20 protein-coding genes and 1 pseudogene are annotated in these 26610 nt (G+C 59.8%); 10 read left to right on the top strand and 11 right to left on the bottom strand.

Annotation, left to right across the window (positions count from 1 at the left end):
• Window positions 1-147 precede the first annotated feature (147 nt).
• The 3 genes from CLU84_RS09595 (at window position 148) to CLU84_RS09585 (ending at window position 4206) form a co-directional block, all read left to right on the top strand.
• Window positions 148-942 (top strand): aldo/keto reductase, encoded by a 795-nt coding sequence (locus CLU84_RS09595; protein ID WP_369826855.1) that lies wholly within the window; start codon window positions 148-150, stop codon window positions 940-942.
• A 123-nt stretch (window positions 943-1065) separates the two neighbouring features.
• Window positions 1066-2283, top strand: coding sequence for a CynX/NimT family MFS transporter (locus CLU84_RS09590; RefSeq protein WP_369826825.1), 1218 nt, complete (start codon window positions 1066-1068; stop codon window positions 2281-2283).
• A gap of 171 nt (window positions 2284-2454) precedes the next feature.
• Window positions 2455-4206: an amidohydrolase gene (locus CLU84_RS09585; RefSeq protein ID WP_099736970.1), complete on the top strand. Its 1752-nt coding sequence runs from the start codon at window positions 2455-2457 to the stop codon at window positions 4204-4206.
• Window positions 4207-4269: 63 nt separating this feature from the next.
• Here the strand turns inward: CLU84_RS09585 and CLU84_RS09580 are convergent, their stop codons facing one another.
• The 6 genes from CLU84_RS09580 to CLU84_RS09555 all read right to left on the bottom strand — a co-directional run bounded on the left by CLU84_RS09580 (window position 4270) and on the right by CLU84_RS09555 (window position 9473).
• Entirely contained in the window at window positions 4270-5340 is a 1071-nt protein-coding gene (locus tag CLU84_RS09580) for an aromatic acid exporter family protein (RefSeq protein WP_233209991.1), read from the bottom strand.
• A 134-nt stretch (window positions 5341-5474) separates the two neighbouring features.
• Window positions 5475-6878: an APC family permease gene (locus CLU84_RS09575; RefSeq protein ID WP_233209990.1), complete on the bottom strand. Its 1404-nt coding sequence runs from the start codon at window positions 6876-6878 to the stop codon at window positions 5475-5477.
• A gap of 305 nt (window positions 6879-7183) precedes the next feature.
• The gene (locus tag CLU84_RS09570; RefSeq protein ID WP_099736968.1) at window positions 7184-7678 is read right to left on the bottom strand and encodes an EVE domain-containing protein; all 495 of its coding nucleotides are present in this window, start codon (window positions 7676-7678) and stop codon (window positions 7184-7186) included.
• A 34-nt stretch (window positions 7679-7712) separates the two neighbouring features.
• Window positions 7713-8321: a hypothetical protein gene (locus CLU84_RS09565; protein WP_099736967.1), complete on the bottom strand. Its 609-nt coding sequence runs from the start codon at window positions 8319-8321 to the stop codon at window positions 7713-7715.
• A 65-nt stretch (window positions 8322-8386) separates the two neighbouring features.
• Window positions 8387-8638, bottom strand: coding sequence for a GlsB/YeaQ/YmgE family stress response membrane protein (locus CLU84_RS09560; protein WP_099736966.1), 252 nt, complete (start codon window positions 8636-8638; stop codon window positions 8387-8389).
• Between the two features lie 208 nt (window positions 8639-8846).
• A complete protein-coding gene (locus CLU84_RS09555) occupies window positions 8847-9473 on the bottom strand; it encodes a C40 family peptidase (protein WP_099736965.1) in 627 nt (208 codons plus the stop codon).
• A gap of 384 nt (window positions 9474-9857) precedes the next feature.
• Between CLU84_RS09555 and CLU84_RS09550 the strand changes: the two are divergent.
• From CLU84_RS09550 to CLU84_RS09535, 4 genes and pseudogenes are all read left to right on the top strand, one after another.
• Window positions 9858-10459, top strand: a pseudogene (locus tag CLU84_RS09550) (isochorismatase family protein).
• A gap of 290 nt (window positions 10460-10749) precedes the next feature.
• On the top strand, window positions 10750-12642 hold the full coding sequence (locus CLU84_RS09545) for a propionate--CoA ligase (protein WP_099737960.1): 1893 nt from the start codon (window positions 10750-10752) through the stop codon (window positions 12640-12642).
• Window positions 12643-12861: 219 nt separating this feature from the next.
• A complete protein-coding gene (locus CLU84_RS09540; RefSeq protein WP_099736964.1) occupies window positions 12862-14250 on the top strand; it encodes a phosphomannomutase/phosphoglucomutase in 1389 nt (462 codons plus the stop codon).
• Window positions 14251-14273: 23 nt separating this feature from the next.
• Window positions 14274-15581 (top strand): 3-deoxy-D-manno-octulosonic acid transferase, encoded by a 1308-nt coding sequence (locus tag CLU84_RS09535; protein WP_099736963.1) that lies wholly within the window; start codon window positions 14274-14276, stop codon window positions 15579-15581.
• 80 nt (window positions 15582-15661) lie between these two features.
• On the opposite strand, the gene CLU84_RS09530 is transcribed toward CLU84_RS09535, so the two are convergent.
• The 5 genes from CLU84_RS09530 to CLU84_RS09510 form a co-directional block, all read right to left on the bottom strand.
• The gene (locus CLU84_RS09530; protein WP_099736962.1) at window positions 15662-17131 is read right to left on the bottom strand and encodes a TolC family outer membrane protein; all 1470 of its coding nucleotides are present in this window, start codon (window positions 17129-17131) and stop codon (window positions 15662-15664) included.
• Window positions 17132-17215: 84 nt separating this feature from the next.
• Window positions 17216-17563 (bottom strand): rhodanese-like domain-containing protein, encoded by a 348-nt coding sequence (locus CLU84_RS09525; RefSeq protein ID WP_099736961.1) that lies wholly within the window; start codon window positions 17561-17563, stop codon window positions 17216-17218.
• A gap of 102 nt (window positions 17564-17665) precedes the next feature.
• A complete protein-coding gene (locus CLU84_RS09520) occupies window positions 17666-18376 on the bottom strand; it encodes a protein-L-isoaspartate O-methyltransferase (protein ID WP_099736960.1) in 711 nt (236 codons plus the stop codon).
• Window positions 18377-18398: 22 nt separating this feature from the next.
• Entirely contained in the window at window positions 18399-21653 is a 3255-nt protein-coding gene (locus CLU84_RS09515; RefSeq protein ID WP_099736959.1) for an efflux RND transporter permease subunit, read from the bottom strand.
• A complete protein-coding gene (locus CLU84_RS09510) occupies window positions 21654-22931 on the bottom strand; it encodes an efflux RND transporter periplasmic adaptor subunit (RefSeq protein ID WP_099736958.1) in 1278 nt (425 codons plus the stop codon).
• Window positions 22932-23147: 216 nt separating this feature from the next.
• On the opposite strand from CLU84_RS09510, the gene msrA reads away from it, so the two are divergent.
• The 3 genes from msrA to CLU84_RS09495 all read left to right on the top strand — a co-directional run bounded on the left by msrA (window position 23148) and on the right by CLU84_RS09495 (window position 26567).
• Window positions 23148-23684 carry a peptide-methionine (S)-S-oxide reductase MsrA gene (gene msrA, locus CLU84_RS09505; protein ID WP_099736957.1) on the top strand — a complete coding sequence of 179 codons (537 nt, stop codon included), beginning with the start codon at window positions 23148-23150 and terminating at the stop codon, window positions 23682-23684.
• 184 nt (window positions 23685-23868) lie between these two features.
• Complete coding sequence (locus tag CLU84_RS09500; protein ID WP_369826854.1) at window positions 23869-24315, top strand: hypothetical protein; 447 nt, start codon at window positions 23869-23871, stop codon at window positions 24313-24315.
• Window positions 24316-24482: 167 nt separating this feature from the next.
• The gene (locus tag CLU84_RS09495) at window positions 24483-26567 is read left to right on the top strand and encodes a TonB-dependent receptor domain-containing protein (RefSeq protein WP_099737958.1); all 2085 of its coding nucleotides are present in this window, start codon (window positions 24483-24485) and stop codon (window positions 26565-26567) included.
• Window positions 26568-26610 lie beyond the last annotated feature (43 nt).

Genomic DNA, 26610 nt, shown 5'->3' with positions numbered 1-26610 from the left:
ACCAAAGCAGCGAGATTGATAGCGCCGGGCGCTTGTAGCATCAGGGGAAACTGCTTTATCTCAAAGGAATATCTCATGGCTGTGACTGAGACATCTACCCAGACTCCCCACTCTTCATCCTTTTTGGCATCGCACGCGCATCTGGGTATGGGCAGCTGGCATCTGGGCCAGGGTCGCCGTAGCTGGGATGAAGAAAAGCGGGCCTTGCTGACCGGCCTGCAACTGGGGCTGACGCTGATCGACACGGCCGAGATGTATGGCGACGGCCTGTCTGAAGAGCTGATTGGCGATGCGCTGCGCGACTGGCCCGCCAGTCAGCCGCAGCCTTTTCTGGTCAGCAAGGTGCTGCCCATGAATGCCAGTCGCAATGGGGTTAAGCGTGCGTTTGAAGCCAGCGCCTATAAGTTGGGGGTGGACTGCATCGACCTGTACCTGCTGCACTGGCGCGGGAACACCCCTCTGGCGGAGACCGTGGGCGCACTGGAGGAGCTGAAGGCGCTGGGCAAAATTCGGCACTGGGGCGTCTCTAACTTCGATACCGACGATATGCAGGAGCTGTGGCAGGTGCCCGGCGGGCGCAATTGCGTGGTCAACCAGGTGCTCTACAACGTCTTTAGCCGAGGCATTGAATATGACTTGCTGCCCTGGTGCGTGCAGCACGGGGTGACCATCATGGCTTATTGCCCGCTGGGGCATGCCGAGCTGGTAGATGAAACGTTGCTGGCGGACATAGGCGAGCGGCATGGCGTCAGCGCCAGTGTGGTGGCCCTGGCCTGGGCCATGCGAAGCGGTAATGTGGTGGCTATCCCCGAAAGCGGCTCAAGCGAGCATGTGAGAGATAACGCCCGGGCGCTGCAGCTCAAACTCAATGCGCAAGATCTGGCGCTGATTGATAGAGCATCGCCTGCTCTGCTCCAAAAAGAGCCGCTGGATATTCTTTAAGAGCTTAAACAGGCTCTAACCAAGATGGATACTCCAAAGCCGTGCCTGCTATGCCCTATGCTAGATAGTTGACATATCAGCTACCTGAGAAAAAGAGACAACACGGTGGAGACTATCGAGACAATGGCGAAGCGGAGCCTGAACCCCTCATGGATCATTGTTGCAGCGGGCGTCAGTGCTTCGCTTCATGTGGGCAAGCTGCCGCCGGCCGTGCCCGTGCTGCAGCAAGAGCTGGGTATATCGCTGGTGCAGGCGGGCTTTTTGCTCTCTACCGTGCAGGTCGCAGGCATGGCGCTTGGGCTGGTGGTGGGGCTTGGGGCCGATAAATGGGGGCTAAGGCGCAGCATGCTGGTGGGGCTGGCACTGATTGCCTTTTCCAGCATGGTGGGCGCAGCGGCCACGGGCTTTGCCTGGCTGCTGGCGCTGCGCGTGCTTGAAGGCATGGGCTTCTTGCTGATCGCCATGCCCGCGCCGGGCCTGATTCGCCGCAGTGTCAAACCGTCTGAGCTGGGCGCGCGAATGGGCTGGTGGGGCTCTTACATGCCTATTGGCAGTGCCATTGGCCTGTTTCTCGGCCCCTGGGTGCTGCAGGCGACCAGTTGGCAGACCTGGTGGATTGCGCTGGGCTGCACCTCCATGCTGGCCTTTTTGGCGGTATGGCGCATGGTGCCTGCGGATACTGCTCATGCTTTGGTAGCGACAACAACAACGCCTGTCAATGATGGCTGGCGGCCGCGCCTGGCGCTCACGCTGCGCAGCCCCGGGCCCTGGCTGGTGTCGCTGGGCTTCATGCTGTATTCGGGTCAGTGGATGGGTGTCATCGGCTTTTTGCCCACGCTTTATGGGCAAGCTGGGCTCAGCGCCAAGCTGGCAGGCGTGCTCACTGCGGCGGTGGCGGCGGCCAATTTGCTGGGCAATGTGGCTTCTGGCAAGTTGCAAAAGCGTGGCTGGAGTCCTGCGCGCTGCCTGCAAACCGGTTTTGTACTGATGGGTCTGTGCGCGTTGCTGGCCTATGTGCAGGTTGGTGGCGAGCCGCTTGCGCCGCTGTGGCTGCGTTTTGTGGCGGTGTTTCTGTTCTCGGCTACGGGCGGCCTGATTCCGGCCACCTTGTTCACCACGGCCATGCACCTAGCTCCCAGCCCGTCAACGGTTTCGACCACCGTGGGCTTTATGCAGCAATGGTCTTGCGTAGGCCAGTTTGCCGGCCCGCCACTGGTGGCCGCCGTGGCCGTGTGGATGGGCGGCTGGCAGTTCACCTGGCTGGTGACGGGCAGTATGTGCGTGCTGGGCTGGTTGCTGGCGCTGGGCGTGAACCGCTGCTGGGTCCGCCTCAGAGCCTGAGGCTGAAGCGGGTTCTGGTGCTCTGTATTTAGTAGCTGCTAGCGCTTGATTAGAAAGAGATAGAGACTGATTTGATGGGGTTTTTTGCGTTGTCTCAAAGGATATTTCAAGACAGGTGCGCATGATTTCTGCTGCGGCAGAGGTTACGCTGCAGTCTTCTGGAGGTTCATCATGCAAAAGCGCCAGTTTCTCGCCACCGCAGCTTCGCTGACGGCATTGTCATCAACAACCTGGCTCACGGCCTGTGCTTCGCGCAAATCTGCTGCGGTAAAGCCTGCGGATGCCATTTACTTTGGCGGCCCGATTCTCACCATGAATGACGCCCAGCCTCAAGTGGAGGCAGTGGCCGTCACGGCTGGGCTGATCACAGCCGCCGGTCCTTTGCAAGAGTTGGAGGCGATGCGCGGCCCGGCCACGCGCATGGTGGATTTACAGGGGCGCACGCTGCTTCCCGGGTTCGTAGATCCGCACAGCCATATCGGCGGTGTGGGGCTGCAGGCGATTGCTGCCAATCTGCTGCCGCCCCCTGATGCCGGCAATGCGTCCATCGCCGACTTGCAGCAGACGCTGCGCGAATACATCAAGGTTTCGCCCGAGGTCAAACAACTGGGCATCGTGCTGGGCTTTGGTTATGACGACTCTCAGCTGAAGGAAAGACGCCATCCCACAAGAGACGATCTGGATGCGGTATCGCGCGATCTGCCGATTGCCCTGATTCACCAGTCGGGGCACTTTGGCGCGCTCAATTCGGCGGCTCTGGCCCGCGCTGGCATTGGGGCGGGCACGCCCAACCCTGAAGGCGGAGTGATTCGCCGCCGTGCGGGCAGCCAGCAGCCCAATGGCGTGTTGGAGGAAAACGCTTTCTTCCATACGCTGGGCAAGATCATGCCCAAGCTCACCCTGGAGCAGTCCATGGACTGGCTGGAAAAAGCCCAGAAACTCTACCTGGAGTTTGGCTACACCACGGCGCAGGATGGGCGCTCAGACGCGGGCTCCATCGCCACAGCCATGGCCGCTGCCGAGTCGCGCCGTCTGGTCATCGATGTGGTGTCTTACCCCGATATCCTGCAGCTGGGCGACAGCGCGCTCATGAACAAGCTGAACTTCAGCCGCAGCTATACCAATCGTTTTCGCATCGGCGGCGTCAAGCTCACGCTCGATGGCTCGCCCCAGGGCAAGACCGCCTGGCTGACTGAGCCTTATCTGGTGCCGCCAGACGGGCAGAAGCAAGGCTATCGAGGCTATGGCGCGATTAGCGACGCCAAGGCCAACGAGCAGGTAGCCAAGGCCATAAACAATGGCTGGCAGATTCTGGTGCATGGCAACGGCGATGCAGCCATCGACCAGTTCATTGCTGCAGTCCGGGCCAGCGGCCCGGTCGAAAAAGCACGAGCCGTGCGCCCGGTGCTGATTCATGGGCAGACGCTGCGCCGCGATCAGATTCCTCAGCTCAAGGAGCTGGGCATCTTCCCCTCGCTATTTCCCATGCACACCTTTTACTGGGGCGACTGGCACCGCGATTCGGTGCTGGGCAATCCGCGCGCTCAGAACATCTCGCCCACGGGCTGGGTGCTGGAGGAGGGCATGGTGTTCACCTCTCACCACGATGCGCCCGTGGCGTTACCCTCATCCATGCGCGTGCTCGATGCCACGGTCAACCGCACCACGCGCACGGGCAAGGTGCTGGGGCCAGAGCACCGAGTTTCCCCCTGGGTGGCACTCAAGGCTCAGACCATCTGGTCGGCCTATCAGCACTTTGAAGATGACCGCAAGGGCTCCATCGAGGTTGGCAAGCTGGCCGACCTGGTGATTCTTTCAGACAACCCGCTGACCGTTGCGCCGCACCAACTTGCGTCCTTGCAGGTGATGGAGACCATCAAGGAGGGGCGCAGTGTCTACAAGCGCGCTGCTGAAAACACCTGAAAATCCCGATTTTTGAGCGACTGGCGCATGTCCATCAAGCGCTTGAAGATGTTTTATATCTGATCAGGCATCGCGCGAGCCAATCAAGGCGCGCAGCGCACTTTCCAGCTGCTGCGCGTTTTCATGCACCAGCAGCCATTCGGGAGGCAAGGCTTCGGTGCTGGTCGGCGGCACTGGGCATGCGTCCATGGTGGCCAGCGGATCATCGGCCTTGAGCGCAACCACCGTGGGCTGGTTGGCCAGATCGAGACAGGCGTTGCTTAGCCAGCGGCAATATTGGGTCAGTACTGGGGGCGGTGGCACCTGCATATGGGAGGTGGCACGGTTCAGGCTTTCGGCCAGCAGCAATGCTGTGGCATAAACGCGCACCGCATGGCGGTCATAGCGACGCGTGACAAAGGCCAGCCGCTGGGCATTGAGCCGACCGCGCAGCGTCCAGCGGCGTGATGAATGGGCCTGACCCACGGCCGCACGCAAGGCGGCCAGCGATTCGTGAGCCAGGGACAGCTGACCGAGCGCGGTCTCCGCCGCATCGGCTTTTTGCTGCTGGCAGGCGTTGAGGATCAGCTCCAGTCCATTGGCTAGTTGCTTGAGAAAGATGGACGCGGCCAGCCCCATGTCCTTGATGGGATTGGAGCTCAACAGTACCTGACTGAAGATCAGGCCTACGGCTGCGCCGACTAGGACATCCAGCAAGCGCGAACTGCCCGCCATGCTGGGGCCGAGTACCAGCACCAGAATCACCGAAACCCCGGCCTGAATGGGCACCACGGGTGCGGGGCCGACGATGGCGCCCAGCAAAATGGAGAGAAAAGCACCCAGGCTCATGCGCAGCAGCAAATGTTGCTCGGGCAGTTGCCACAGCAGATCGCCGATCACAATGCCCAGTGTGCAGCCTATGAGCAGGCTGCGCGCCTGCTTGAGATGGCTGGGCAGGCCGGGCGCGAGGCAGATCACGGCGGTGACCACGGCAAACGCGGGCTTGGGGTGGCCCCAAAGCTGCTGAGCAATGACCCAGGCCAGCATGCAGGCCAGCGCAGCGGCAATGGCATCGCGCAGCGCCAGTCTGGCTCGTGACGGCAATGTGGCCCTGGCGCGTCGCCAAGCTAGCGTGAAAGGGGTGCTCCAGTTCAATCTCTGACTCCTCCATCCAGCGGCTGTCATGGCTGCTGCGGTGAAACGTTGATCAAAGAATAGTAAAGCGGCAGTCCTGTGCAGGCTTGTGGGAGAAAGGCCATGCTGCTCGGAAAGCACCAGCGCCGGGCACCTTAGTTCGTCTTGTCGTCGTACTGTGGCGCGGTCTGGCTAAAGCCGCTGGTGATGATGGCCAGATAGGCGATGCCTATGGCTGCCCAGATCAGGCCTGAGGTTAGCGACGTCATCTCTACCTTGAGCCACATGGCACCCACGCTCATAAAGCCCAGCACAGGCGTGACGATGTAGCGCAGCACATCTCCAAAAGTGTGCCAGCGCTGCTGGCGCCAGACATATTCGGCCAGCACGGACAGGTTCACAAAGCTGAAGGCTGTGAGCGCGCCAAAGCTGATGAGCGCGACCACATATTCCAGACTCAGAAAGCCTGCGGTCAGCGCTACCGCACCGACCAGCACAATGTTGTAGGAAGGCGTGAAGGATTTGGGGCTGATGTGGCCGAAAAAGCGCTTGTGAATCACGCCATCACGCCCCATCACATACATCAGGCGCGAGACACCAGCGTGGGCTGCAATGCCCGAAGCCATGACGGTGATGATGGCAAAGGCCAGCACCACCGACTTGAACAGCGCACCACCCACCAGAAAGAGGATTTCGGGCTGGGTCTCATCCACGGCTTCAAAGTATTGCTTGGGGTCGCCCGGAAAGTACAGTTGCAGAAAGTAGGTGGCGGCAATAAAGATCAGGCCCGAGATCAGAGCAGTCAAAAAGATGGCCTTGGGCAGCGTGTTTTCGGTGTCGTGCGTTTCCTCGGCCAGCGAACTCAGCGAGTCAAAGCCGGTGAAGGAAAAGCACAGAATCGTGGCACCGGTAATCAGTGCGCCCACCTCGGCCTGGGCTGACCAAAACGGCGACAGGTTCCACAAGCTGTTGCCGCCATGCTCGGCAATCGCCCCCAGTGCGTTATGACCGGCATACAGATCGCGCCAGACCATGAAGGTGAAGATGGCGATGATGAGCAGCTGAAAGAAGACGATCAGCCCGTTGAAATTGGCCACAAAGCGAATCCCGCGCAAGTTGACCAGCACCATCACGACTGTGAGGCCGACAATCCAGAACCAGTGGTTGACCTCCGGGAAGATGGCCGTCAGGTAGATCTTGGCCAGCAAGATATTGACCATGGGCGAGAGCAGATAGTCCAGCAGCGATGACCAGCCCACCATGAAGCCCACGTTGGGGTGAATGGCCTTTTGCGCATAGGTATAGGCCGAGCCCGAGGACGGGTAGCGCCGGATCATATGGCCGTAGCTCAGTGAGGTGAGCAGCACCGCCAGCAGGGCCACAAAGTAAGAGGCGGGCACATGCTGCAGAGAATCGCGCGAAACCATGCCGAAGGTGTCCAGCAGCGTCATGGGCTGGATATAGGCCAGACCGATGATGACCACATGCCAGAGCAGCAGGGTCTTTTGCAGACGGGGATGGGATGAGGCCGGGGCCGCAGCGGGCGGGCGATCAGTCAAGGCAGTCTTCCTTCTCAAGAACAAGAGTGCCGGGCTGATTCCACCCCGGCCTGCGCATGAGCGCTGCACAAAGGCGGCGATCACATTGTTGTCTATGGTTTGGCGCACCCCGAAGCGGGGCGCCGTTCTTGGCTTTCGCGCCGGGCCAGACTCTGCGAGTACCGCCCGCGCGAAAAACGCAAAATTATCGGCCTTTGATTTGTAGGACGTAAATATGCAGTGAAATTGCCTTTAAGTTAAGGCGGGATAAGCGCTATCTGCTATGAATTGAAGAGCTTAAATGAGGCTCGGTAAGCTGTTATGGGCTAGCGACCCTCAAGCAAGCTGAGAATGCACTGCCATTCGGCGTCGCTCACGGGTGTGATGGACAGGCGGTTGCCTTTTTGCAGCACGCGCATCTCGGCCAGTTCAGGGTGCTCGCGCAGCTCGGCAATCAGCAAAGGGCGGGTTTTGCGCAGGGCTTGCACATCCAGCATTAGCCAGCGCGGCTTGTCCTGCGAGGACTTGGGGTCGTAATACGGGTCTGTGGGGTCAAACTGCGAAGGATCCACGCGCAGATTTCCCGCAATGCGGGCGATGCCATAGATGCCAGGCTCGGCGCAGCTCGAATGCCAGTACAGCACGCCATCGCCCACCTGCATATCGTCGCGCATGAAATTGCGGGCCTGATAGTTACGCACGCCGTTCCAGGCAATGGTCTGTGCGGGCGCGGCCAGAGCGTGATCAATCGAGTATTCGTCAGGCTCGTTTTTCATGAGCCAGTAACGCGGGCTGCGAGGTGTGGGGCTGCTGTTGTTCATGGAGATATTGTCGGGTACAGACAGCAGGAAACGCTTAATCCCTGGACTGGCGTTTCCAGGGGCCTCTGTCATTTTGCTGCCAGCTGCGAACCAGGTCGCTATTGCGCTGCAGCAGGTTTTTGGTATCCAGCCAGCGCTCGGGTATATCCAGCTCAGCCTGCTCCACCACGCGTATGCAGTCCTGAATATGCCGCTCGCCCAGATAGCGCAGCGTGGCATATCCAATGGAAGCTGCAGCGAGCTGACCTATTAGTGGTACATATTTGGCGGCTTGCTTAGTGCTCAGTCTCATGCCAATTACCTTGGTCAGGCGCAGCACCATGTCGCGGGTAATGAGCTTTCCGATCAGTACGGAGCCAACCATGGCAATCGCTTTTTGCACCTGCTCGCGCTTGCCGGGTGTGAGCTGGTCCAGTTGTTCAGGTGTCAGGCCAAACTCTGCATTGATGCGAGGGTAGAGGCGCGAGAGCAGGGCTGCATCTGTGGCCCAGTCCAGTCCGGGCACAGGCAGGCTGCTGGCCGCAGCGCTGATGAGAGCGCGTTTTCTCAGCAATTTGCGCGCACGGTCTGCGGCCAGTGCTACATCCTTGCGTGCCGTTTTTGTTGCAGACAGATTTCTGAAGCTTGGGTCTTTTTTCCACATGATCGATAAAGAAATGATGGAAATGAAAAAAGGGGCTTGTCAGCCCCTTGGATTTTTCAACGCGATTATTGGGCCTTGCTGCGCACCATGCCATAAATAAACAAAAGAATCACTGCGCCAATGACCGAGGCAATCCAGCCAGCGGCTTCGCCAGCCTTGTACCAGCCCAGAGCCGAGCCCAGATAAGTGGCTACAAACGAGCCCACGATACCCAGCAAAATGGTCATGATCCAGCCCATGCTGTCATTGCCAGGCTTAATGGCCCGAGCAATCAGACCAACGATAAGACCTACGATGATGGTGCCGATAATCTCCATGCTTGATTCCTTTAGATTGAGTCAATAAGAAATCACTCTACGCAGTTGCGCACAGCGATTTTGTCGGATCACATTGAATGTCTACGCGGGATTGATTCTTTCACAAATTTTTGGCGCAAGGCCTGTGTGCATAAGAGGCGTTACAAAGTAAAAACGCCTGCATGAGCAGGCGTTTTGTAGATAGCGCTGAAGAATCAGAGCTAAGCAATCAGGGCTGAATGGGCGACATTGCGCTGTATGCCGCAGCCGTGGTGGCCGATGCGTCAGCACCTTCAACCCGGCGGGCACCATCAAAGCGGCGTGCCCAGTAAGAGGTCTGCATGCTTTCCACACGCACGCTGGCACCGGTTCGCGGCGCGTGGATGAATTTGCCATCACCGACATAAATGCCGACATGGCTGAAAGTGCGGCGCATGGTGTTGAAGAACACCAAGTCACCGGGCTTGAGGTCGCTGCGGTCAATCTGCTGAGTGGCGTTGGCCTGTTCAGCAGAAACGCGCGGTAGCATCTTGCCCATGGTCTGGGAGTAGATTGCGCGAACAAAGCCGCTGCAATCGAAGCCGGTTTCAGCGCTGGTGCCGCCAAGGCGGTAAGGCACGCCAAGGAAGCCCATGGCCGTCACCACCAAATCGGAGGTTTTTTCGGCCACGTTCTGGCGTGCTTCACGCACGAAGTCAGTCGTCTTCTCGGCCACGGTGTGGCGAGCTTCACGTAACTGGGTGATAAGACCCCGGTTGACTAGCAACTGGGTCATGTCGTCGTCACGCTGTTCACTGGGCGCAGCATGTGCGGAGGTAACGCCGACAAATAGAAGTGCAATAAGCCATCTGGACATGGGGGCTGAGGGTAACACGTTCATTTGCAGAATAGGCGCTTTAAATCCAAGTTTCTGGCCTGGTTTTTGAGATCCCTCAGTAAATGAACTTTATGCATAAGCTTATTGCGTAGTTCGCTCTTAAATTTGTAGCGAAAAGGGCTACGTATTTTCCCCTGTTCTGGTCAGTGCGGACTGGGCGTTGATGAATTCGCGGTGCGCCTTGAAATCTTCACTGCAATGCCTGTTTCAGCGCCTTGGCAGCGGCTTGCGGCGACAATAGCGGCATTCATTGCTGGCAGATGGCGGGTGTGCTGAAAGTGCCAGCCCTCTGCTCCACGCTGCCGCAGCCTGTGCCCATGCGCCTTGCCGTGCGGCAGTCAATTATTTTGAGAAAGATTTGCCATGTTGTTAGAAGCTTCCGAGTCGCAACTGGTTCTGGTGGACTACCAGGACAAGCTCATGCCCGTCATCCATGAAGGTCAGCAAGTGTTGTCCAACGCTGTCAAGCTGGCCAAGATGGCCGAGTTGCTGGATGTGCCGGTCTGGGGCACAGAGCAGAACCCTTCGCGTCTGGGTGCCAATGATGCGGAACTCAAGTCGCTGTGCAAGAAGACTCTTGAGAAGATGTACTTCAGCGCTGTGGCTGAAGGCCTGGGTGAATGGCTGCGTCCCCCGCAAAGCCACAGGGCGGCAATGCACGCAGCCTGCCCAAGCATTTGCAAAAGCCGCAGGAGCAAGCGCCTGAGCGCAATATGGTGGTGATTGCTGGCTGCGAAACCCATGTCTGCCTGCTGCAGACGGCGCTGGAGTTGCTGGAAGAAGAGTTCGACGTCTGGGTGGTGACCGATGCCAGCAGCTCGCGCACCGAGCGCAACCGCGATGCCGCGTTTGACCGCCTGGCCGGTGCCGGTGCTGAGCTGGTGACGACGGAGATGGTGCTGTTTGAGTGGCTGCGTACCTGTGAAGACCCGGCCTTCAAGGACATGCTGGCCCTTGTCAAATAAGCGGCTTCAGCTATCAAAATAACAAAGCGCCTTCAGGGCGCTTTGTCGTTTCTGGGTGGAAGGTACTGTGAAACAACGATGTAACAAGGGTTGTCTTAGCGTCGCCGAGAGTTGCCGGATGGGATGAGGCAGCAATAAAGGAAATACCGTCTGGCGGTTTCACGGCGATAGACGTTCAATGGAGATGGGTAGCGCTTGTCATGGGTTGTCAGTCTTAGGCAAGCGCGTTATGAATAATTATGAATTCAGAAGGCTTTCTGCAATTGATGGAAAGCCAAGGAGACCTATTCATGAGTAAGCGTTTCGAAGATTTCTACCGTCGCTCCATTGAGGACAGAGACCAGTTCTGGGCTGAGCAGGCTGAGCTGATCGAATGGCAGCAAAAGCCGCAGCAGATTTGCGACTACAGCAATCCGCCGTTTGCCAAATGGTTTGTGGGTGGCACGACAAACCTTTGCCACAATGCCATCGACCGCCATCTGGCCGCACGCGCCGACCAGAACGCGCTGATTGCAATTTCTACCGAGACAAATACCGAAAAAGTTTATAGCTACGGCGAGTTGCACGCCGAGGTCAACCGCATGGCCGCAGCCCTGCAAGCGCTGGGCGTGCAAAAAGGCGACCGCGTACAGATTTACATGCCCATGATTGCCGAGGCCTGCTTTGCGATGCTGGCCTGCGTACGTCTGGGGGCTATCCATTCTGTGGTGTTTGGCGGCTTTGCTTCGGGGGCGCTGGCTTCGCGTATTGATGATGCAGAGCCCAAGGTCATCATCAGTGCCGATGCCGGCTCGCGCGGTGGCCGTGTGGTGGCTTATAAGCCGCTGCTGGACGAAGCGCTCAAACAATCCACGCACCAGCCTGCGGGCGTGCTGATGGTCAACCGGGGCTTGGCTGATATGCCCATTCAGGCTGGGCGTGACCATGACTGGGCCAGCCTGCGTGCGCAGCACCTGAATGCCAAGGTCGATTGTGTCTGGGTCGAATCGACTCACCCCAGCTACACGCTCTACACCAGCGGCACCACCGGCAAGCCCAAGGGCGTGCAGCGCGATACAGGGGGCTACACCGTGGCGCTGGCGTCCAGCATGCCCAGTATTTTTGATGGGCAAGCGGGTCAGACCTTTTTCTGCACCAGCGATATTGGCTGGGTGGTGGGTCACAGCTACATCATTTATGCGCCACTGATTGCGGGCATGGCGACGGTTCTATATGAGGGGCTGCCGATTCGCCCGGACGCAGGCATCTGGTGGAGCATTGTTGAGAAGTACAGAGTCACCCACATGTTCTCGGCGCCCACGGCAATCCGGGTGCTGAAAAAGCATGACGCCGAATATCTGACGCGCTATGACATCTCTAGCTTGAAAGCTTTGTGGTTGGCGGGCGAGCCGCTGGATGAGCCCACAGCTGCGTGGATCAGCGACGCCATCAAAAAGCCCATCATCGACAACTACTGGCAGACCGAAACTGGCTGGCCCATCATGACGCTGTGCAACGGCGTGGAGAAGCAAGCTACGCGCTTTGGAAGCCCTGGCAAGGCGGTCTATGGCTACAACGTCAAGCTGATTGACGATGCAACGGGCGAGGAATTGACGGGCGCGAATCAGAAGGGCGTGCTCGCAATTGAAGGCCCGCTGCCGCCCGGCTGCATGCAAACCGTCTGGCGCGATGACAAACGTTTTGTCAGCACCTACTGGAGCAGCATTCCGGGCCGCCAGATCTACAACACCTTTGACTGGGGTATTCGCGATGAAGAGGGTTACTACTTCATCCTGGGTCGAACCGACGATGTGATCAATGTGGCCGGCCACCGACTGGGCACGCGTGAAATTGAGGAAAGCATTTCTGCCCACCCCCAGATTGCGGAGGTGGCGGTGGTGGGCGTGGCCGATACCCTCAAAGGGCAGGCTGCTCTGGCCTTTTGCGTATTGCGTGATGCCAGCGTGGTGGCTGATGAGGCAAGCAGCAAGGCGATGGAAGCCGATGTGATGAAGCTGGTCGATTCGCGACTGGGCGCGGTAGCCCGCCCATCGCGCGTGATTTTTGTGACGGCGCTGCCCAAGACCCGCAGCGGCAAACTGCTGCGCCGTGCCCTTCAGGCTGTGGCGGAGGGGCGTGATCCCGGCGATCTGAGCACGATGGAAGACCCAGCGGTTCTGGCACAGGTACAGCAACGTCTGTAACTTCTGCGGTCTGCTGAAGCGCTAAAGAAAGGGGCGGCCAGCAAGGGTCGCAGTCCTTTTACGGGGAAGACGCGAGGCGATTCAGAAGGGACCTTTTAACAACATGGCCCGATGCCGTCACGCTCGGGCCTTGTTGTTTGCGGCCTAAAATCGACGGGTTACGCCGCACAGACTTGTGCTGGGCGCTATGGAACTAGAAAACTTCAAGAAAGTCCTATCGTGCAAGTTGCATCTTCCATCTTCAAGGCTTATGACATTCGCGGCATCGTGCCGTCCACGTTGACTGAAGAAGTCGCGCGCGGCATTGGTCGTGCGTTCGGCATGGCAGCGCTGGTCGCGGGTGAAAAAACCGTGGCCGTGGGCCGCGATGGTCGTTTGTCTGGCCCATCGCTGTCGGGAGCCCTGATGCAAGGCCTGACCGATGTGGGCGTGAACGTGATCGATATTGGTCTGGCCACTACCCCCATGCTGTACTACGCAGCAGCTACCTTGTGCACCAGCGGCATTCAGGTGACGGGCAGCCACAACCCCAAGGATTACAACGGCTTCAAGATGGTTCTGGGTGGCCGCGCGATCTACGGCGACGAAATTCAGGCGCTGCGCGTGCGCATGGAGGCTGAGGACTGGACGATTACCGGCGCAGGCCAGATCACTCAGGCCAATGTGCTGGCTGACTACACAGCGCGCATTGTGGGCGATGTGAAGTTGGCCCGCCCCATGAAGATCGTGGTGGACTGTGGCAACGGCGTTGCTGGCGCTTCGGCCCCCGAAATCTTCCGTCAGCTGGGCTGCGAGGTGGTTGAGCTGTTCTCTGAGGTGGATGGCAACTTCCCCAATCATCACCCCGACCCCAGCAAGCCCGAGAACCTGCGCGATGTGATCAAGGCCTTGCAGACCACGGATGCTGAGCTGGGTCTGGCCTTTGACGGCGACGGTGACCGTCTGGGCATTGTGACCAAGGACGGCCAGAACATTTACCCTGACCGCCAGATGATGCTGTTTGCCAAAGACGTGCTCTCGCGCGTTCCCGGCGGCTCCATCGTGTTTGACGTCAAGTGCACCCAGCGTCTGGCCCCTGAGATTGAAGCCGCTGGCGGCAAACCCGTCATGTTCAAGACCGGCCACTCGTTGGTCAAGGCGCGCATGAAAGAGCTGGGCGCGCCACTGGGTGGCGAGATGAGCGGTCATATCTTCTTCAAAGAGCGCTGGTACGGTTTTGACGACGGCACCTACGCCGGCAGCCGCCTGCTGGAAATTGTCAGCCGCGAAACCGACCCCAGCGCCTTGCTGAACGCGCTGCCCACCAGCTTCTCAACCCCCGAGCTGAACGTCGCCTGTGCCGAAGGTGAACCACACCGTCTGGCGTCCGAGTTGCAGGCTCTGGCTGCTACGGAATTTGCAGCCCCCGCACAGGTCAGCACCATTGATGGCTTGCGTGTGGACTGGGCCGACGGCTTTGGCCTGATTCGCGCCAGCAACACCACGCCCGTGCTGGTGCTGCGTTTTGAAGGCCAGACGCAAGAAGCGCTGCACCGCATTGAAGCGAAGATGCTGGCCTTGCTCAAGCGCGTCAAGCCCGATGCGCAAGTGGGTAGCGCTGCTCACTGATTGAGTCAGCTGCACCCAAAAACATGTCTCAACCGGCTCCGATGACACTTGCCCGTGCGCTGTTCAGCGCACTGGCCTGGGCTGCCCAGCCTTTGCTGCGGCGCAAGCTGCACCGCCGTTCGCTGGCGGAGCCCGGCTATGCCGAAGCCATGCCTGAGCGCTTTGGCCACTATCAGCCCCCGACACTGGGGCAAGATGGCCGTGGTCTTTGGGTGTGGATTCATGCTGTTTCTCTGGGCGAAGCGCGGGCTGCAGGGATTTTGGTCAAAGCCTTGCGTGAGCAAATGCCGGATATGCGTCTGCTGCTGACCCAGAGCACGGCCACAGGGCGTGCCGAAGGCCAAAAGCTGCTGCGCGAGGGCGATGTGCAGGTGTGGCTGCCTTGGGATACCTTGGGCGCCACGAGCCGTTTTATTGAGCAGTTCAGGCCCGCTGTCGGCGTGCTGATGGAAACCGAAATCTGGCCCAACCTCATTGCGGGTTGCGCCAATGCAGGCATTCCCCTGGCTCTGGCCAATGCGCGGCTTAATGCAAAGTCTGAGGCTGGGGCCTTGAAGTTGAAGTCCCTCTCACGCGCTGCTTACGGCGCGCTAGCCGCAGTCTGGGCGCAGACCGAAGGCGACGCGCGGCGCTTGCGTAATGTCGGGGCGCATGTAAGCGCGGTGCTGGGTAATCTCAAATTTGATGTACAGCCCGATGCCTTGCAAATGGCCCATGCCGCGCAATGGCGTGCGGCGCTGCCAAAGCCCGTGTTGCTGTTTGCCAGCAGCCGTGAGGGTGAAGAAGCCCTGTTCTTGGATGCGCTCAAGTCGCTGGCCGATAAGGCGGGGGCTGTGCAATGGCTAATAGTGCCGCGCCATCCGCAACGCTTTGATGAGGTCGCGCAGTTGCTGAGCGATAAGGGCTTTGCCGTGTCACGCCGCAGTCAGTGGCAAGAACTTCCGCCTTTGCCCGATGGCGCTATCTGGCTTGGTGATTCGCTGGGCGAGATGGCGCTGTACTATGGTCTGTCATCGGCCGCGCTCATGGGCGGCAGCTTTGCGCCGCTGGGCGGACAAAACCTGATTGAGGCGCTGGCCTGCGGTTGCCCGGTGCTTCTGGGGCCGCATACCTTTAACTTCAGTCAGGCATCTGAAGAGGCGGTGAAGGCAGGCGCTGCATTGCGTGTGGCCAATATGAACAGCGCTTTGAGCGAGGCGATGGCCTTGGTCAGTAACCCTGAGCGCCTGAATGCCGCTAGGCAAAGCGGCAAGCAAATGATGCAAGGCAATCGCGGTGCTGCTGGGGCTACGGCACGGGCTGTTATCGAACTGATGAAAGCTCCTGAATAAGGAGCTGTTGGCGCATATTTGGCAAGGGCTTGAGGTTGATATGACTTCAAACCCTTGTTTGTATGGAACGCTCAAACGATTTAGCGCTTGGCAGTTTTAGCGATGACTTTTGCTTGGGGCTGAGGTGCCGCTGCAGCTACAGGTTTTGCAGCCACGGGTTTTGCGGCTGCGGGAGCAAGATCAGGCACTCGCGTCAACGCATCAATCATGCGCAGGTCATCGTCCGTCAGCACGCCTGCAGCCTGCCGCAGCTTCAACTGACCCAGCAGCACCTGATAGCGGGCCGTGGCTAGATCGCGCTCGGTCTGATAGACCTGACTCTGGGCGTTGAGCACGTCGATATTGATGCGCACGCCTACGTCATAGCCCATGCGGTTGGCTTCGAGCGCGCTCTGGCTGGAGGCCAGAGCTGCTTCCAGCGCCTTGACCTGTGCCTGACCTGATTGCACACCAAGGAAGGCCGTGCGCGTGCCTTGCTCCACATTGCGGCGCGCATCATCGAGCTGGGCGCGGGCCTTGTCTTCCAGCGCCAGGGTTTCCTTGATGCGGTTTTGTACGGCAAAGCCTGCAAACAGCGGCATGTTCATCACCACGCCAATCTGGGCGGAGTTGGTGCGCGTGCCAGCGGGCAGGCTGGGGGTCATATAGCCATTGGGGTAGCGATTGACGGCATAGCCGGCCTGCAGGTCGACGGTGGGCTTGTGGCCGGTTTCGGCTTTTTTCGTATCGAGCTGGGCAATGTCCAGTGCCAGCTGTGCCTGGCGCAGCTGAGGTTGGCTGGCCAATGCGGTATCGACCCAGCTTTGCATATTGTCTGGCGTGACTTTTGGCAAAGTCAGTGGCGCGGCAAGGCGGGTGGGGATGGTGCCAGCGCGGCCCACCAGTTGGTCAAGTGCGACGTGCTTGACCTGGAGATCATTCTGTGCGGCGATCTCCTGCGCCGTGACCAGATCAAAACGTGCCTGCGCTTCACGCGAATCGGTGATGGTGGCGGTACCGACCTCGAAATTGCGCTTGGCCATTTCCAGCTGGGTGTTGATGGCCTGCTTTTGCGACTGGGCCACTTGCACATTGTCTTGCGCGGCCAGTACGTCGAAGTAGGCCTGCGCCACGCGCACGATCAGGTTTTGCGAAGCGCTGTCGATCTGGGCCTGAGCTGCATCCACGCCGCGCTGGCCCTGCTCATAAGTGATCTTGTTGGCCGGGCGGTACAGCGGCTGTTGAGCGCTGAGCTGCAGGTTCTGCACCGAGTTGTTAACGCTGGTGTTGACCTGCGGCAGGTTGATCTCGGTATGCGTGCGGTTCACGCCCGTAGAAAGTCCCACGCTGGGCAAGAGGCCAGACAAGGCCTGATCGGCACGGCTTGCCGCTGCGCGGGCATCGGCTTGCTGGGCTTGCCATGATGCGTCATAGCCCCGGGCTTGCATCACCAGCTCTGACAGAGTCTGCGCCTGAGCCTGTGCGCTGATCCATGCCAGCAAAACTCCCAAAGAAATAGCACGCAGAGCGTGGGCGGAGGGGGCTTGCAGGGGCCGGAGCAGCTTGGTCATAGATGTCAGGGTTGGACGGTCTCTATCAAAAAACGGAACTCAACAGGGCTGGAGCTGAGGGCCGGGGGCGCTCAGCTCACGGCATCAATAGCGGGGAACGCTGGGGTCGGCGCTGCGCGACCAGGCATCAATGCCGCCGGTGATGTTGTAGACATCATCGAAGCCGTTGTTGACCAGAAAAGCGGCCACGCTCATGCTGCGTGCGCCGTGATGGCAAAGGCAGGCGATGGGGTGGTCGGGGTTCAGCTCCTGCAGGCGGCCGGGAATTTCGTGCATGGGAATGCACACCAGCTCAAAGCCCACGCCGGGCTGGATGCTGGACAGAGAAATTTCCCAGGGCTCGCGAACATCCAGCACCACGGGCTTGACGCCGTTTTCGGCATGAGTAGCCAGCCATTGCTGAAACTGTGCGGGCAAAACCTGAGTCAACATACAAAAACTCCTGCTGGCTGAGCGCTTTCTGTGGCGCTCAGCCTTGATCTGAATACAGGCCCTGCCCGAAAGAGATCGGGAAGGGCGAACGCCATGCGCGTTTTAGAACGAAAAGCGCGAAGGCTCTTCAAAGCTGACCAGGCGCGATGCAGCGGTATCCCAGGGCTGTTTGACTTCGTAGTTGTCGCCGTTCTTGGTCACCAGCGTGAAGCGCATCACGGGCATGTGACCCACGATGGCGGCAATGCGGCCACCGGCGTTGAGCTGGGCGAAGAGGGCTTCGGGCACCTGAGCGACCGAGCCGCTGAGCATGATGACGTCAAACGTGCCTTGTGCCAGAGAGTTGGTGGCACCGTCAGCCAGCTTGACTTCCACGTTCTTGACGCCAGCACTCAGCAGGTTTTCGCGGGCCATTTCAGCCAGCTCGGGGTCGATTTCGAGCGTTACGACTTCCTTGGCCTGAGCGGCCATCAAGGCGGCCATGTAGCCAGAGCCGGTGCCGATTTCAAGCACGCGATCCGTAGGCTGGATCTTGACGTCCTGCAGCATGCGGGCCTCGATCTTGGGCGCCAGCATGTGCCAGCCCTTGGCGGCGCACTCTTCGGCAATGCTCTTGAGAGGCACTTCGATGTCCATATAGGCCAGATTGGCGTACTCGGGCGGCACAAAGTCTTCGCGGTGGATCTTGCCCATCAACTCCAGCACAGCCTCGTCCAGGACGTTCCAGGGGCGTACTTGCTGTTCGATCATGTTGAAACGAGCCTGCGCGTGCACGTCGCTCGGGTTCACTTGGGCATTCATTGGCAGGGCCATGGTATCTCCGGGGAAAGACTTATCAAGACAAACCATCGATTCTACGAGCCTCAGAGGCTTCGTGCGGCGGCTCATCGGTTTTTGAGGGGGTGCCAGACCATTTACGGCGCAGCCACTGCGAAAAATCGTCCAGATAGCAGTACACAACCGGCACCACCACCAGCGTCAGCAGCGATGAGGTAATGACCCCGCCAATCACGGCCTGCCCCATGGGCGCGCGCTGCTCAGAGCCTTCGGTCACGGCAAAGGCCAGCGGCACCATGCCAAAGATCATGGCCAGCGTGGTCATCAGAATAGGGCGCAGGCGCACCTGTGCGGCCAGCAGAAGGGCTTCGCTGCGAGGCAGGCCGGGCATGGTCTGGCCTGTGGCCTGGTCAAGGTGTGGCTCGCGGGCGCGAATGGCAAAGTCCACCAGCAAAATGGCGTTTTTGGTGACTAGGCCCATGAGCATGACAACGCCAATGATGGAGAACATGGACAGGGCCGAGCCAAACATCATCAAAGCCAGCACCACGCCAATCAGCGTCAGCGGCAGCGAGGTCATCAGCGCCAGAGGCTGGAGAAAGCTCTTGAACTGGCTGGCCAGAATCATGTAGATGAAGATGATGGCCAGGACCAGCGCCGAGATGGCGTAGCCGAAGGATTCCTCCATGTTCTTGGCCGCGCCGCTGAACTGGTAGCTGTAGCCGGGCGGCATGGGCACGGTGGCCAGCGCCTTTTTGATATCGGCACTGACCTCGCCCGTGCTGCGCTGGTAGACGTTGGCGTTGATGGCGACTTCGCGGTTCAGATTACGGCGGTTGATCTGGCTGGGGCCGGTGCTGTCCACCACGCTGGCGACCTGATTGAGGCGCACGATGCGTGTGCTGCCATCGCTGGCGGACAGGGCAAAGGGCAGGCGCTCCAGGTCTTGCGGCGTGGTGCGGGCCTCGGGCGTCAGACGCACGTTGACGTCATAGGTCTGGTCATCGCTGGCGCGCCAGTTGCCCACGGTCTGGCCTGCCACCCAGGTTCGCAGGGCACCGGCCATGCTGCCGATCGATAGGCCCAGATCCGCCGCCTGATCGCGGTGAACCTCGATGTTGACCATGGGCTTGTTGGGCTTGAGGCTGGAGTCCAGATCGACCAGACCCGGAATGCTCTGAATACGCTCTTGCACGATGCGGTTCAGGCGGGCCAGCTCATCCAGATCAGGCCCCATGAGCGAGAACTCCACCTGCTTTTGCCCACCCACGGATTCGCGCAGACCCACATGGGTGACCTTGATGCCCGCAATCGCCTGCAGTTGCGTGCGCAACTGGGCCGAGAGTTCATCCACGCTGCGACTGCGCTGGTTGCGGTCTACGAGGCGCACATAAATGCTGGCGTAGTTCTTGCCGTTGGCATTGCCCGTGTTGATGCTGGTCAGCGTGTAGCGCACCTCGGGCAGGGCGCGCAGCACGTCGTTGACTTGCTTGGCCTTTGCTTCGGTAGCTTCAATCGACGAGCCTTCGGGCGTATTGAAGCTGACCTGTGTTTCAGAGAAGTCGGCCTTGGGCACAAATTCGGTGCCCAGCAAGGGTACAAGCGCGATGCTTGCTATGAAAATAAGTAGTGCCAGAAACAACGTGAGAAGCTTGCGGCGCAGCGCCCAGCGCAGTATGGACTGGTAAAAGTCCGAGAGTTTGTCGCTGCTGCGCTCCACCCATGCGGTCACCCGGCCCAGTGTTTTGTCGTACAGGCCTTTTTTGCCATGCTCACCATGGGCGTGAATGGCTGGGTCATGCCAGACGCTGGAGAGCATGGGGTCCAGCGTAAAACTCACAAACATGGAGATCAGCACGGCTGCCACGATGGTGATGCCGAACTCGTGGAAGAACTGGCCAATGATGCCGCCCATGAAGCCGATGGGTAAAAACACGGCCACGATGGACAGCGTGGTTGCCAGCACGGCCAGGCCAATCTCCTGCGTGCCCTCAAGCGCGGCCTGATAGGCGCTTTTGCCCATCTGCACATGGCGCACGATGTTCTCTCTCACCACGATGGCGTCGTCAATCAGCAGGCCCACGCACAGCGACAGCGCCATCAGCGTGACCATGTTGATGGAAAAGCCAAACCAGTACATGAACAAGAATGTGCCGATCAGCGCAATTGGCAGCGTCAGCCCCGTAATCACGGTCGAGCGCCACGAATTCAGGAACAGAAACACGATCAGCACCGTGAGCCCTGCGCCCTCAATCAGCGTCTGGCGCACGTTGTCCACCCCCACGCGAATGGCGCGGGAGTTATCGGCAATGGCCTGCAGGCGCACACCGGGCGGCAGCTCGGGGCCCATGGCCTTGATGGCAGCGTTCAGGCCATCCACCACTTCAATGGTGTTTTCGTCTTGCGCTTTTTGCACAGACATCAGCAAGGTACGGCTGCCGTTGTAAAGCGCCAGCGTCTGCAGCTCTTGCGCATCGTCTTGCACGCGTGCCAGCTGCCCTACGCGAATCGGCGCGCCGTTACGCTGGGCGACGATGATGCGGGCAAAATCCTCAGGCCGCTGTATGCGGGCGTCGATCTGCACCACGCGCTCCTGCGTTTTGGAGCGGATAGCGCCCACGGGCAGGTCTTGATTTTCGGCCCGCACGGCCTGCGCGACCTGATCGGGCGTGATGGAGTAGGCCTCCAGCGCCTGCGGGTCCAGATAGATGTTGATCTCGCGCTGGGTGGCACCCACCATGTTCACCGCGCCCACGCCGCGCACGTTTTCAAGGCGCTTTTTCAGCACCTGATCGGCCCAGCTGGTCAGGGCAATGGCATCGGGCGGCGTCACGCTCTGGCCGCCCGGCGCAGTTGCGCCATTCAGCGCATGGGGGGCTGGCAGCACGGCCAGTGACCATACGGCGGTGCTGGCCGGGTCAAAGCGAATGACGCGGGGCTCTTTCACCTCATCGCGCAGCGTGGGGCGCACGGCCGCCACTTTCTCGCGCACATCATCGGCCGCGCGGCGGCCATCGATATGCAGCTGAAATTCGATGATGACGACGCTGGTGCCCTCGTAACTGCGCGAGGTGAGGGTGTTGATACCGGCAACCGAGTTGACGCTTTCCTCAATTTTTTTGGTGACTTCGCTCTCCACAATCTCGGGCGAGGCACCGGGGTAGGCCACTGTCACCACGACCACCGGAAACTCAATATTGGGGAACTGGTCAACCTTGAGCCGCTGGTAAGAGAACACGCCCAGCACCACAAAGGCCAGCATGAGCATGGTGGCCAGCACCGGGTTCTTCAGGCTGATACGCGTGAACCACATTTACATACCTTCGGCTTTTGGAGCGGTGGTTTCGGCAGCGGGGGCGGCATCGGACTTAGCCGTCTGCACCTCCACCAGCGTGCCTTCACGCAGGCCGCCTGCTGTGCCGGCCAGAATCTGCTCGTCCGCATTCAAGCCTTGGAGCACTTGTACCCAGGTCGCGCCTTCAAAGGAGGTACGGCGGCCCAGCTCTACGGTTTTGTGAACCACGCGCAGCTCGGTATGAGTTGCCTGCGATGCCACCGTCACTGCTGATTTGCCGCTTTGCAGCACCTGCACATAGGGCAAGGGTTGGTCGGTGCGCACAGCGTTCAAAGGCACGGCCAGCTGGCTGGCATTGCCGGTGATGATGTGGCCTTGCAAAAACAGGCCCGGGCGTAATTGGGGCGGGGGCAATGGGGAAGGGCGCAAGCTGCTATCGTTTTTATTAGCCGTGCTTGACACTTTTAGGTACACCGCCACGGTGCGCGAGCCGGTCTGGGCACTGGGGCTGATGCGCACAATCTGTGCGCTGATGGGTGCCATGTCCTGCGCAGCGCCGGGCACTTGCAGCTCGGCGCTCTGGCCGACCTGTACCTGTATGGAATCGGCCGGGGCCAGTTGGGCCATGATTTCCAGCTGCTCGGTATCCACCACCTCCACAATGCGGGCTTCAATGCCTACACGTTCGCCATTTTGCACAAAACGCTGGGCAATCTGGCCGTTCATGGGGCTGGTGATGACGGCATCGGTCACCGCCTTGCGGGCTGCATCTGCAGCGGCCTGAGCCGCAGCCAGATTGGCGCGGGCCGAATCCAGATTGGCCTGAGACGTCACCAGCGCCGTAGTGGAAATAAAGCCTTTTTGCACCAGTGCCACGTTGTTGTCATGGTTGCGCTGGGCAATGGACAGTTGTGCTCTGGAGGCATCGGCCTGCTGCTGCGCCTGGCGCAGGCGGGCCTCGGCCTCGGTGGCATCAATACGGGCCAGTTGCTGTCCTTTTTTGACGCTATCGCCCTCACGCACGGTCAACCCGCGCAGCTCGCCAGCCACATAGGCCTTCACCACCGCAGAATTCACCGCCTGCACAGCGCCGTTGATGGGCACGGTCAGTGCAAGCTGGCGGGGCTGCACCCTCAGCACTTCTTGAGCGGCGATCTGAATCGGCAGCTCCTGCGGAGCCGCGCTGGTCTGAAGCGCCTGTTTTTTGTGCTGTTGATTGACGGCAACGCGCCAGCCAGAGACGGCCAGCAGGCCAATAACGACCAGGCCCACGGCCCAGCGCCCTGAACGCTTCATGGTGTGACTTCCCTCAGAGGCAAAATTTTGTTGTGATTTGAGGCGGGGAGAACTGTCAGTTGCATCTTGCGTCCGGGACGCAGCCCTTTTACTGCAGAGTAGCAAGCAGTGTAGTAGGCGATAAGAAGCATAGCGCTGCTGCAATCGCTGTCATTGGTAAAAATGGGTAGTCGATTTGAGCTACGCTTACCGGGTCTTAGCAAAAAGGAAAGTGTGATGGCTGCGGAAACCATTTACCTGGGCGGTGGTTGCTTCTGGTGCACTGAAGCCGTCTTCGATCGCGTGCGCGGCGTGCTTGATGTGGAAAGCGGTTACGCCAACGGCCACCTCGATCATCCTAGCTACGAGGATATTTGCACTGGCCAGACCGGCCATGCAGAGGTAGTGAAGCTGGAATTCGACCCGGCCGTCATCAGCCTGCGCGATGTGCTGTTGGTCTTTTTTGGCACGCACGACCCGACCACACTCAACCGCCAGGGCAACGATGTGGGCACGCAATACCGCAGCGCCATCTACACCACGACCGACGCACAGGCGGCCACAGCGCGTGCACTGCTCGATGAAATGCAGGCCGAAAAAGCGTTTGACACCCCAGTCGTCACTGAGTTGGAACCTATTCAAAAGTACTGGCCAGCCGAGGACTACCACCAGGACTATTTTTTGCAGAACCCCAATCAGGGCTACTGCTCATTTGTCGTTGGCCCCAAGGTGCAGAAATTTCAAAAGGCTTTCACGCGTTGGCTCAAGGATTGAGCGAGGACATTGCTACACTCTGCAACCTTTCGTTGGGTTGCGTTCCAACTCGCAGACTCTGGCTTTTTCCCTTTTTCCAGTCCTTTAGACCTTGTCCTCCCCCATTCGCCAGCGTACTTACCGCCGCTCAGCCCGTGCTGACGTTCGCGGGAGCCTGCGTGAAATCTGGATGATGCGCTGGAGCATGGGTTGGCTCACGACCCTGCTAGCTCTGGTCATGGTGCTGAGCCCCGCTCTGGGGCAGATGCACCGTGCAGTGCATGCGGGGGCGACGCAAAATACGGCTCACGGCCCGCATTGGGGCCATGCAGCGGCGACTACAGCGCTGCTGGCGCAAGCCACGGTAGTCAGTTCTGGGGCTGATTGCATCAGCGCGAGTAATGATCGCAGTGGCTGCGCCTCCGATCTGTCATGGGTTCATGCGCTATTCGCGGGCCACGGCCCGGCTGAATGTCAGCTGCTTGATCAAGCCAATCATGGTTATGCCGGGCCGCCTGCCGTGGTGGCCTTTGTGGCGCCTGTTCCGGCGACTGCGCTGCCGCAACCATTTACGCCTGAGCCGCGAACCATCTTTTTCGCCGCGCCGTTCGATGCGCGCGGGCCTCCCTCACTTCTCAGCTCCATGGCTTAGATCGCTTCATGCTTTGGCATGAAGAAGTATCGACGCCCACAACTCCCAAACTGATAGCTGATAGCGCTTTATTCATAAGCGCTACAGCCAGTTTTGATTGAAATTTCCGTGCGCATTTCACGTGGCTGATGATGGCCTGCGTGCGCACGGTTGTTGGTGGAACTGAGATGTCTCAACGTTTTTCTAAATTCTCTCCTCGTCGTTTTCATAAGGCGACCCAAACCGCTGTGCTCATGGGCTCCGGCCTAGGCCTGCTGGTCTGCTCGCCCTTGGTTCTGGCGCAGCAAGAGACCAGCCTGGGCGAGGTCACAGTCTCCGCCACCGGCATGGCGGCAGGCGATATGGCCACGCCTGTGCAGGTACTGGGTGAAGAAGAGCTGCGCCTGCGCCGCGCAGCCACTTTGGGCGAAACCTTGGCGGCCGAGCCCGGCATCAATGCCAGCCACTTTGGTGCAGGTGCCAGCCGCCCCGTGATTCGCGGCATGGATGGTGCGCGGGTCTCCATCCTCAGCGATGGGTCCGAGCTTCTCGATGCATCAACGATCAGCCCCGACCATGCGGTCACCACAGAGCCTTTGCTGGCCAGCCAGATCGAGGTGCTGCGCGGGCCGTCCGCCTTGCTTTACAGCCCGGGTGCCATGGGTGGCGTGGTCAACGTGCTGGATGGGAAAATTCCCACCCGCGTGCCCGAGAAGGGCGTGGAAGGTTCGGCCGAAGTGCAGGCCGGTACGGCGGCAGGCATTTCGGCCGGTGCGTTCTCCTTGACAACGGCGACTCCGCTCAAAAACGATAACGGCCAGTTGGTGCTGCATGCCGAAGGGGTGGCCCGCAATGCGGGCGACTACCGTGTGGGCGGCGGTTGGGGGCAGAACAAGGTGCCGGGCAGCTTCAGCCGTGGCAACACCGGTAGCGTGGGGCTGTCCTGGGTGGGCAGTCAGGGCTATCTGGGTCTGGCCTATACGCGCCAGCAGGCCAAGTATGGCTTGCCCGGTCATCAGCACAGCTTTGAAGGCTGCCACGCCCATGGTGATCATCTGCATTGCGGTGACCATGGGCATGACGGTGAGGGCCATGACCACGATCACGCCGAAAGCAGCAGCGTGCCCGTGGTTGATCTGACCAGCGAGCGCTGGGACCTGCGCGGCGAATGGCGCAAGCCCACGGCGGGCATTGCGGCGCTGCGCGTTCGTGGTGGCTTGACCAACTATCGCCACGATGAGATTGAAGACGGCAGCGTGGCCACCCAGTTCAGAAACAAGGCCCATGACCTGCGCTTGGAAATGGAGCACGAACCGATTGCTGGCTGGCGCGGCACGCTGGGACTGCAGACTCTCAAGCGCCGCTTCAGTGCTACCGGTGAAGAAGCCTATGTGCAGCCCACCGATACCCAGCGCAACAGCCTGTACCTGCTCGAAGAATATCGCTGGCAGGACTGGAGCTTTCAAGGCGCTCTGCGCCATGACCGCCAGCGCGTGGAGGCCGAGCTGAGCAACGAACGCCGCAGCCACAGCGCCACATCGGCATCGCTGGGCACGGTCTGGAAGTTCCAGCCTGGCTATAGCGCCACGGCCTCGTTCACCAGCGGCAGCCGCATGCCTACGGCCGAAGAAATGTTTGCCAACGGCTTGCACATGGCTACGGCGACTTATGAAATTGGCAACCCCAACCTGTCCCGCGAGCGTTCGCAGGCACTGGACCTGGGCCTTGCCAAGACGGTTGGCGATACGAGCTGGAAGCTCAACGCCTATCACTACCGCATCAAAGGCTATATCTACGGTGCCACTCTGGATGCGCATGAAGGCCTGCAACTGCTGCAATACACGCAGGGCGATGCGCGCTTTACCGGCTTGGAAGCGCAACTCACCCAGCGCCTCAACCGTGATCTGAGCGTGACGGTTTTTGGCGATGGCGTGCGGGCTCGACTGGAAGATGGCTCGGCCTTGCCGCGCATTCCTGCGCTGCGAGCCGGTTTGCGTGTCAATGCGCGAGTCGCCAAGTGGGATACATCTGCTGAATGGACGCAAGTGCTGCGCCAGAACCGTACGGCTCAATACGAAACCCAGACCGCTGGCTACGGCATGCTGAACCTGGGCGCAAGCTACCAGTGGCAAAGCGGGGGCAATCAGTGGCAGTTCTATGTCAAGGGCCAGAACCTGACCAACCGCCTGGCCTACGCCGCCACCTCATTCATCAAGACCGCAGCGCCGTTGACAGGCCGCAATCTGGTGGTGGGGCTGAGAATGGATTTCTAAGCATTCTCTGGGCCTGATTAGCAGGTAGCCCCTGGCTAGCTTG

It is taken from the genome of Comamonas sp. 26 (assembly GCF_002754475.1).
Taxonomy (GTDB): domain Bacteria; phylum Pseudomonadota; class Gammaproteobacteria; order Burkholderiales; family Burkholderiaceae_C; genus Comamonas.
This window is presented reverse-complemented; position numbering and strand designations above follow the sequence as displayed.

Excerpts from the sequence above, each read along its gene's own strand:
- CLU84_RS09510 (WP_099736958.1), bottom strand. The coding sequence starts at position 22,931 with ATGAAGCGTTCAGGGCGCTGGGCCGTGGGCCTGGTCGTTATTGGCCTG.
- CLU84_RS09520 (WP_099736960.1), bottom strand. The coding sequence starts at position 18,376 with ATGGCCCTGCCAATGAATGCCCAAGTGAACCCGAGCGACGTGCACGCG.
- CLU84_RS09495 (WP_099737958.1), top strand. The coding sequence starts at position 24,483 with ATGTCTCAACGTTTTTCTAAATTCTCTCCTCGTCGTTTTCATAAGGCG.
- CLU84_RS09530 (WP_099736962.1), bottom strand. The coding sequence starts at position 17,131 with ATGACCAAGCTGCTCCGGCCCCTGCAAGCCCCCTCCGCCCACGCTCTG.
- CLU84_RS09590 (WP_369826825.1), top strand. The coding sequence starts at position 1,066 with ATGGCGAAGCGGAGCCTGAACCCCTCATGGATCATTGTTGCAGCGGGC.
- CLU84_RS09585 (WP_099736970.1), top strand. The coding sequence starts at position 2,455 with ATGCAAAAGCGCCAGTTTCTCGCCACCGCAGCTTCGCTGACGGCATTG.
- msrA (WP_099736957.1), top strand. The coding sequence starts at position 23,148 with ATGGCTGCGGAAACCATTTACCTGGGCGGTGGTTGCTTCTGGTGCACT.
- CLU84_RS09570 (WP_099736968.1), bottom strand. The coding sequence starts at position 7,678 with ATGAACAACAGCAGCCCCACACCTCGCAGCCCGCGTTACTGGCTCATG.
- CLU84_RS09595 (WP_369826855.1), top strand. The coding sequence starts at position 148 with ATGGGCAGCTGGCATCTGGGCCAGGGTCGCCGTAGCTGGGATGAAGAA.
- CLU84_RS09555 (WP_099736965.1), bottom strand. The coding sequence starts at position 9,473 with ATGTCCAGATGGCTTATTGCACTTCTATTTGTCGGCGTTACCTCCGCA.
- CLU84_RS09565 (WP_099736967.1), bottom strand. The coding sequence starts at position 8,321 with ATGTGGAAAAAAGACCCAAGCTTCAGAAATCTGTCTGCAACAAAAACG.
- CLU84_RS09560 (WP_099736966.1), bottom strand. The coding sequence starts at position 8,638 with ATGGAGATTATCGGCACCATCATCGTAGGTCTTATCGTTGGTCTGATT.
- CLU84_RS09500 (WP_369826854.1), top strand. The coding sequence starts at position 23,869 with ATGGGTTGGCTCACGACCCTGCTAGCTCTGGTCATGGTGCTGAGCCCC.
- CLU84_RS09525 (WP_099736961.1), bottom strand. The coding sequence starts at position 17,563 with ATGTTGACTCAGGTTTTGCCCGCACAGTTTCAGCAATGGCTGGCTACT.
- CLU84_RS09515 (WP_099736959.1), bottom strand. The coding sequence starts at position 21,653 with ATGTGGTTCACGCGTATCAGCCTGAAGAACCCGGTGCTGGCCACCATG.
- CLU84_RS09545 (WP_099737960.1), top strand. The coding sequence starts at position 10,750 with ATGAGTAAGCGTTTCGAAGATTTCTACCGTCGCTCCATTGAGGACAGA.
- CLU84_RS09535 (WP_099736963.1), top strand. The coding sequence starts at position 14,274 with ATGTCTCAACCGGCTCCGATGACACTTGCCCGTGCGCTGTTCAGCGCA.